The sequence below is a fragment of the Arthrobacter ipis genome (assembly GCF_014694315.1).
Classification (GTDB): Bacteria; Actinomycetota; Actinomycetes; order Actinomycetales; family Micrococcaceae; genus Arthrobacter; species Arthrobacter ipis.
This window is the reverse complement of record NZ_JAAOXD010000001.1, coordinates 287,010-293,853: the sequence shown is the minus strand read 5'-3', so window position 1 is coordinate 293,853 and position 6,844 is coordinate 287,010. Positions and strand designations below refer to the sequence as shown.

Genomic DNA, 6,844 nt, shown 5'->3' with positions numbered 1-6,844 from the left:
AAGCGGAGCGAGGTCAGGGTGCCGCTGGGCCCACGCCGGCAGGGTTCCCTGGCCGAAGCGGAGCGAGGTCAGGGTGCCGCTGGGCCCACGCCGGTCCCTGGCCGAAGCGGAGCGAGGTCAGGGTGCCGGTGGGGATTAGCGCAGGCCGGTCTTGCGGGCCAGCGCCAGGTGGATCAGCTCGTCGATCAGGTCCGGATAAGACAGTCCTGTGGCCGCCCACATCTGCGGGTACATGCTCTTCGGCGTGAATCCGGGCATCGTGTTGATCTCGTTGATGATGAGGTCGCCGTCCGGAGTGTAGAAGAAGTCGACCCGGCTCAGGCCCTCCGCCCCCACAGAGTCGAACGCCGCGGCAGCGAGCTCGCGGACGCGGGCAATCGCTTCCTCGGGCATGTCCGCGGGGCAGCTCAGGGCGGCCGCGTCATCCACGTACTTGGCCTGGAAGTCGTAGAACTCGTGCCCGCCGCCGGCGACGGAGATCTCGCCGGGCAGGGACGTGCGGGGCGCATCGCCACCGCGGCCCTCGAGCACGGCGCATTCGATTTCCCGGCCCACAATGCCGGCCTCGATCACCAGTTTCGGATCATGCTCGCGGGCCGCGTCTATCGCGGCGTCCAGGCCGTCAAGCGAGTCCACCTTGGAGATGCCCATCGAGGATCCGGCGCGGGCCGGCTTGACGAACACCGGGAAGCCGAGCAGGTCAACCTGCTTGCGGACAGACTCGGGGTCGTTGCGCCACTGCCGGTCGGTCACGGCGATGTACGGGCCCACCTTCAGGCCGGCGGCCTCGAAGACCACTTTCATGAAGTGCTTGTCCATGCCCACCGCCGAGGCGAGCACGCCGGCACCGACGTAGCGGGTGTCGGAGAGCTCCAGAAGCCCCTGAATGGTGCCGTCCTCGCCGAACGGCCCGTGCAGCAGCGGGAACACCACATCCACGGATCCGAGTACCTGCGGCACCTCGTTGGGGGCCGTCACGATGAGCTGGTGCTCTCCCCCGATCTCCGTGATGCTTACTGTCTGGGCGGACGGGGCGACCTCCGGAAGCGAGGTTGCGGACAGGGACCATTGTGCCGTGTCCCCCGACGCGAGGACCCACTGGCCGGACTTCGCAATGCCGATGGGAACGACGTCGTATTTGTTCCGGTCGATGGCCCCCAGCACGCCGGCAGCGGTCACGCAGCTGACGGCGTGCTCGCTGGAGCGGCCGCCAAAGAGGACGGCCACCCGCGGCTTGGGCTGGCTACCGCCGTGGGCGGGCTTGCTCTGGCTGGTGTTGTCCGCTGCGGACAAATTTTCTTCCGACACTGTCAGTAATCGCCTTCGGCTTTAAGTTCCCGGGACAGCAGCAGCGGCCCGAGTTGGTCAACGGACAATTTTCCGGCGAGGACCGCGACGACGGCCGCCGTGATGGGCATTTCGACGCCGAGCTTGCCGGCAAGGTCGTGGACTGCCTGGCCGGATTTGATGCCCTCGGCGGTCTGGGTCATTTTCTGCGCGACCTCGTCCAGCGTCAGGCCCTGCCCCAGCAGGCGGCCGGCAGTGTGGTTCCGGGACAGCGGTGACGAACACGTGGCCACCAGGTCCCCAAGTCCGGCCAGGCCGGCCATGGTGTGGGCCTTCCCGCCGAGCGCCAGGGCCAGCCGGGAGGTTTCTGCCAGGCCGCGGGTAATCACGGAGGCCTTGGTGTTGTCCCCCATCTGCTTCCCCTCACAGATGCCCACGGCCAGCGCGATGACGTTCTTGACGATGCCGCCGATCTCGACACCTACGATGTCTGAGGTGGTGTAGGGGCGGAAGTAGGGGGCCGTGCAGCTTCTGGCGATCCAGCCGGCGACGGCGGAGTCAGGGCAGGCGACGACCGAGGCCGTGGGCTCCTCCCGGGCGATCTCCATGGCCAGGTTGGGGCCGGAGACGACGGCGATTCGGTCGGCCGGGATGTCCAGTTCCTCGGCGATCACCTCGCTCATCCGGGCGTCGGTGCCAAGCTCAAGGCCTTTCATCAGCGACACGACGAGGGCGTCGGGCCCGATCAGGGGCTTCCACTTGCGCAGTTGGAGGCGCAGGGACTGCGCCGGAACAGCAAGGACAACCAGGTCAGCTCCGGACAGCGCGTCCGCCACGTCGGTGAAAGCGGAGATGCTTGGCGGAAGGTCAATGTCTGCCAGGTACTGGGGGTTGCGGTGGTTGCCGTTGATCTCGGCTACGACTTCCTCCCGGCGCCCCCAGAGCCTGATGCTGCGCTCCACGGCGGAGGCGGTGGCGGCGTCCGCCAGGATTTTAGCGAACGTGGTGCCCCACGAACCGGCGCCCAGGACTGCCACGGACACCGCGGAGCCGGGCCGGGCGTGCACAGGTGTCACTTCCCGCCCCGCTCGACGTCGCGGCCGTGCTTCGTCTGGTTGTGGGTGGAAGGATCCCAGCGCCGGGCCGGCGGCTGCTCCCCGCGGAGTTCGGCCAGGAGTCCGGTCACGGCATCCATGATGACGTCCGTGGCTTCGGCCAGGGTGGCCTTGTCCCGCGCGCGGCCCGCGAAGCGCGAGAGGTCGACGGGGTCGCCGATCCGGATCCTAGATGTCTTGCGCGGGAACAGGTGGAACCGCTTGGCGTAGCGGGGAAAGAGCTCGTGCGCGCCCCAATGCGCCATCGGCACCACCGGGATGCCGGCCTCGAGGGCCAGCCGGGCAGCACCGGTGTGGCCCTTCATCGGCCACAGATCGGGGTCGCGGGTCAGCGTACCCTCGGGGTAGATAATGATCGCTCCGCCCTCGGCCACAACCTCCTGGGCGAGCTGCAGCGAGCGGTTGGCCCCCGCCGTCGAACGTTCCACCGGAATCTGCTTGGTGGCATGCAGTACGGCACCCACCACCGGGACCTTGAAGAGGCCCGACTTCGCCAGGAAGTGCGGGGCTCGCTTGTTGCTGTACAGCATGTGCCCGATCACGAGGGGGTCGATCTCGGTGCAGTGGTTGGGCACGGCGATGAAGCCGCCCGCGGGAAGCTTGTCCGTGCCCTCCCATTTTTTGTTCATGATCAGGTTCAGCACCGGCCGGACAATGCCGGCGATAATCACGAACGTTGTGTGGCTTTTGGCCGATTCTTTCATCGGGCCCCCGCTACTTCGCCAAGGAGATGTCGAAGTCGGCGCCGAGCCCGGACAGCTTCTCAGTGAACCGCTCGTAGCCGCGGTTGATGATGTCCATTCCGGTCACCCGGGACGTTCCTGTGGCGGCCAGGGCTGCGATCAGGTGGCTGAAGCCGCCGCGGAGGTCCGGCACGTCGATGTCGGTTCCCTTGAGCTGGGTGGGGCCGGAGATGACGGCGGAGTGCAGGAAGTTCCGCTGTCCGAAGCGGCACGGCACGCTGCCCAGGCATTCCCGGTGCACCTGGATGCTGGCGCCCATGCGGATGAGGGCGTCGGTGAAACCGAAGCGGTTCTCGTAGACGGTCTCGTGCACGATGGACACGCCTTCGGCCTGGGTCAGGGCCACGACCAGGGGCTGCTGCCAGTCGGTCATGAAACCGGGGTGGACGTCCGTTTCGAGGACGAGGGGGCTGAGCTTGCCGCCACGGTGGTAGAAGCGGATGCCGTCCTCGCCGATGTCCATGCCGCCGCCCACCTTGCGGAAGGTGTTCAGGAAGGTCATCATGTCCCGCTGGGAGGCGCCTTCAACGAAGATGTCACCGCGCGTCACCAGCGCCGCGGACGCCCAGGAGGCCGATTCGTTGCGGTCAGACAGCGCCCGGTGGTTGTAGCCGCCCAACTCGCGGACACCCTCGATCCTGATGGTGCGGTCCGTCTGGACGCTGATAATGGCGCCCATCTTCTGGAGAACGGCGATGAGGTCAACAATTTCGGGCTCGGTGGCGGCACCGGAGAGCTCCGTGATGCCTTCGGCGCGCGTTGCACTCAGGAGAACCTGCTCCGTGGCACCGACGGAGGGATACGGCAGGGAAATCTTGGCCCCGCGCAGCCCCTTGGGCGCCGAAATGTGAATGCCGCCCGGACGCTTTTCGACGACGGCGCCAAACTGCCGCAGCACGTTCAGGTGGTAGTCGATGGGCCGGTCGCCGATCTTGCAGCCGCCCAGGTCCGGGATGAAGGCTTCGCCGACCGCGTGGATCAGGGGACCGCACAGCAGGATGGGGATCCGGGAGTCGCCGGCGTGGGCGTCTATGGCCGTGCTCGGGGCAGTCTTGGCAGCCTTGGGATCAAGGGTCAGGTCACCGGTGACGGGGTCCTTCTCGACGGTCACGCCGTGGAGCTGGAGGAGGCTGGTGACCACCTCGACGTCCTTGATTTCCGGAACGTTCCGCAGTAGGGAAGGCTCGTTGCCCAGCAGCGCGGCCACCATGGCCTTGGGCACAAGGTTCTTGGCACCGCGGACGGTGACACGGCCAGTTAGCGGGACGCCTCCGCGGATTGTCAGAACACTACTCATTTACCGGTTTCCTCACGACTACTCGCCCCCAAATCCTTACAAAGGCACCAGCTAAGCATATGAGTTCGCGTTACCGAACCGAAATACTAACCCGGGCGCGGGGGGACCGACGGCCCGACCGGGGGCAGCGGAAAGGCCCGCCGCGGCTATGCACGGCGGGCCTTTGGCGATGCGAATTGATAATCGGTCAGGAAGTCCTGGCCGGAAGTGTGAGCGGCTTGAAGGACGGCCGAGTGGCTTCGTAGGCCGTAATGTCCTCCTCGTGCTGCAGGGTCAGGCCGATGTCATCGAGGCCCTCGAGCAGGCGCCAGACGGCCGAGTGGCTTCGTAGGCCGTAATGTCCTCCTCGTGCTGCAGGGTCAGGCCGATGTCATCGAGGCCCTCGAGCAGGCGCCAGCGCGTGTAGTCGTCGATCTCGAACGGCGCAACCACGTTGCCGCAGGTGACGGTCTTGGACGCGAGGTCAACGGTCACCTCGGTTCCCGGCGCATTCTCGAGGGTCTTCCAGATCAGCTCGATGTCATCCTGGGCAACCTGGGCGGCGAGGAGTCCCTGCTTGCCCGAGTTGCCGCGGAAGATGTCGGCGAAGCGGGAGGAGAGGACGGCGCGGAAGCCGTAGTCCTTAAGCGCCCAGACGGCGTGCTCACGGGAGGACCCGGTGCCGAAGTCGGGGCCCGCCACCAGGACGGACCCGGCGTTGAACGGCTCCTGGTTCAGGATGAAGGAAGGGTCCTTGCGCCACGCTGAGAACAGCGCGTCTTCAAAGCCCGTGCGGGTGATGCGCTTGAGGTACACGGCGGGGATGATCTGGTCCGTGTCGACGTTGCTTTGGCGCAGCGGGACGCCGATACCGGTGTGGGTGGTGAACTTTTCCATGGCGTCTTCCTAGGCGGCGTCGGTGGTGAGGGCTGCGGATTCCGGTGCCGGATCGAGGTCCGACGGCGAACTCAGCGTTCCGCGGACGGCGGTGGCGGCTGCAACCACGGGAGAAACAAGGTGCGTGCGGCCGCCCTTGCCCTGCCGGCCTTCGAAGTTGCGGTTGGAGGTGGAGGCGCACCGCTCCCCCGGCTCCAGCTGGTCCGGGTTCATGCCCAGGCACATGGAGCAGCCGGCGAACCGCCATTCGGCACCAAAATCCTTGAAGACCTTGTCCAGGCCCTCGGCCTCGGCCTCAAGGCGTACCCGGGCCGAGCCGGGGACCACCAGCATCCGGACCTTCGGGTCCTTCTCGCGGCCGCGGACGATGTCCGCCGCGGCCCGCAGGTCCTCGATGCGGGAGTTGGTGCAGGAGCCGAGGAAGACGGTGTCCACGCGGATGTCCTTCATGGCCGTTCCGGCTGCCAGGCCCATGTACTGCAGGGCGCGTTCCGCGGCGGCCTTGGCGTTCTCGTCGCCGAAGTCCTCCGGGGAGGGTACCTTTGCCGACAGGGAGACGCCCTGGCCGGGGTTGGTGCCCCAGGTGACGAACGGCTCGAGGGTGTTGGCGTCCAGGTCAACCTCGACGTCGAAGACGGCGTCGTCGTCCGTGCGCAGCGTGTTCCAGTACTCGACGGCGGCGTCCCACTCGGCGCCCTGCGGCGCGTGCGGGCGGCCGTTCATGTAGGCGTAGGTCGTCTCATCCGGAGCCACCAGCCCGGCGCGCGCGCCTGCTTCGATGGACATGTTGCAGATGGTCATCCGGGCGTCCATGGACAGCGCGCGGATGGCCGAACCGCGGTACTCCAGGACGTAGCCCTGGCCGCCACCGGTGCCGATCTTGGCGATGACAGCAAGGATAATGTCCTTGGCGGTCACGCCGGGGCGCAGCGCGCCCTCGACGTTGATGGCCATGGTCTTGAACGGCTTGAGGGACAGCGTCTGGGTGGCCATGACGTGCTCCACCTCTGACGTGCCGATGCCCATGGCCAGCGCACCGAACGCGCCGTGAGTGGACGTGTGCGAGTCGCCGCACACCACGGTCATTCCGGGCTGGGTCAGTCCAAGCTGGGGACCCACAACGTGCACGATGCCCTGCTCGGCGTCACCGAGGGAATGCAGGCGGACGCCGAACTCCTCGCAGTTGTTGCGCAGGGTCTGGATCTGGGTCCGGCTGGTAAGGTCAGCGATCGGCTTGTCGATGTCCAGCGTCGGGGTGTTGTGGTCCTCGGTGGCGATGGTGAGGTCCGGGCGGCGCAGCTTGCGGCCGGCCAGGCGGAGACCCTCGAAGGCCTGCGGGGAGGTCACCTCATGGACGAGGTGGAGGTCGATGTACAGAAGGTCCGGCTGGGCGTTGGCGCCTTCGCCGTCGCCTTTGCGCACCACGTGCGCGTCCCAGACTTTCTCGGCCAATGTTTTGGCCATGGCCATCTCCCTTCGATGCTGTTTGCTGTTAGATCCACTGAAACAGCAGACCCCTGTAATAA

General features: G+C 66.9%; 6 protein-coding genes. All 6 read right to left on the bottom strand.

The annotated features are described in order from the left end of the window. Window positions 1–135 precede the first annotated feature (135 nt). A complete protein-coding gene (locus G9E11_RS01275) occupies window positions 136–1,293 on the bottom strand; it encodes a D-alanine--D-alanine ligase family protein (protein ID WP_190603559.1) in 1,158 nt (385 codons plus the stop codon). A 17-nt stretch (window positions 1,294–1,310) separates the two neighbouring features. Beyond that, entirely contained in the window at window positions 1,311–2,363 is a 1,053-nt protein-coding gene (locus G9E11_RS01270; protein WP_190602252.1) for an NAD(P)H-dependent glycerol-3-phosphate dehydrogenase, read from the bottom strand. Then, window positions 2,360–3,106, bottom strand: coding sequence for a lysophospholipid acyltransferase family protein (locus tag G9E11_RS01265; RefSeq protein ID WP_190602250.1), 747 nt, complete (start codon window positions 3,104–3,106; stop codon window positions 2,360–2,362). Before G9E11_RS01265 ends, G9E11_RS01270 begins: the two co-directional genes overlap by 4 nt. Window positions 3,107–3,116: 10 nt before the next feature. Next, window positions 3,117–4,442, bottom strand: a complete 1,326-nt coding sequence (murA, locus tag G9E11_RS01260; RefSeq protein ID WP_190602248.1) for a UDP-N-acetylglucosamine 1-carboxyvinyltransferase — start codon at window positions 4,440–4,442, stop codon at window positions 3,117–3,119. 273 nt (window positions 4,443–4,715) lie between these two features. Then, a complete protein-coding gene (leuD, locus tag G9E11_RS01255) occupies window positions 4,716–5,318 on the bottom strand; it encodes a 3-isopropylmalate dehydratase small subunit (RefSeq protein WP_190602246.1) in 603 nt (200 codons plus the stop codon). 9 nt (window positions 5,319–5,327) lie between these two features. Next, entirely contained in the window at window positions 5,328–6,782 is a 1,455-nt protein-coding gene (leuC, locus tag G9E11_RS01250; RefSeq protein WP_190602244.1) for a 3-isopropylmalate dehydratase large subunit, read from the bottom strand. Between the last annotated feature and the right edge of the window lie 62 nt (window positions 6,783–6,844).

Bases quoted from the DNA above. Each gene is read 5' to 3' on its own strand.
- G9E11_RS01265 (WP_190602250.1), bottom strand. From the start codon at position 3,106: ATGAAAGAATCGGCCAAAAGCCACACAACGTTCGTGATTATCGCCGGC.
- murA (WP_190602248.1), bottom strand. From the start codon at position 4,442: ATGAGTAGTGTTCTGACAATCCGCGGAGGCGTCCCGCTAACTGGCCGT.
- leuD (WP_190602246.1), bottom strand. From the start codon at position 5,318: ATGGAAAAGTTCACCACCCACACCGGTATCGGCGTCCCGCTGCGCCAA.
- leuC (WP_190602244.1), bottom strand. From the start codon at position 6,782: ATGGCCAAAACATTGGCCGAGAAAGTCTGGGACGCGCACGTGGTGCGC.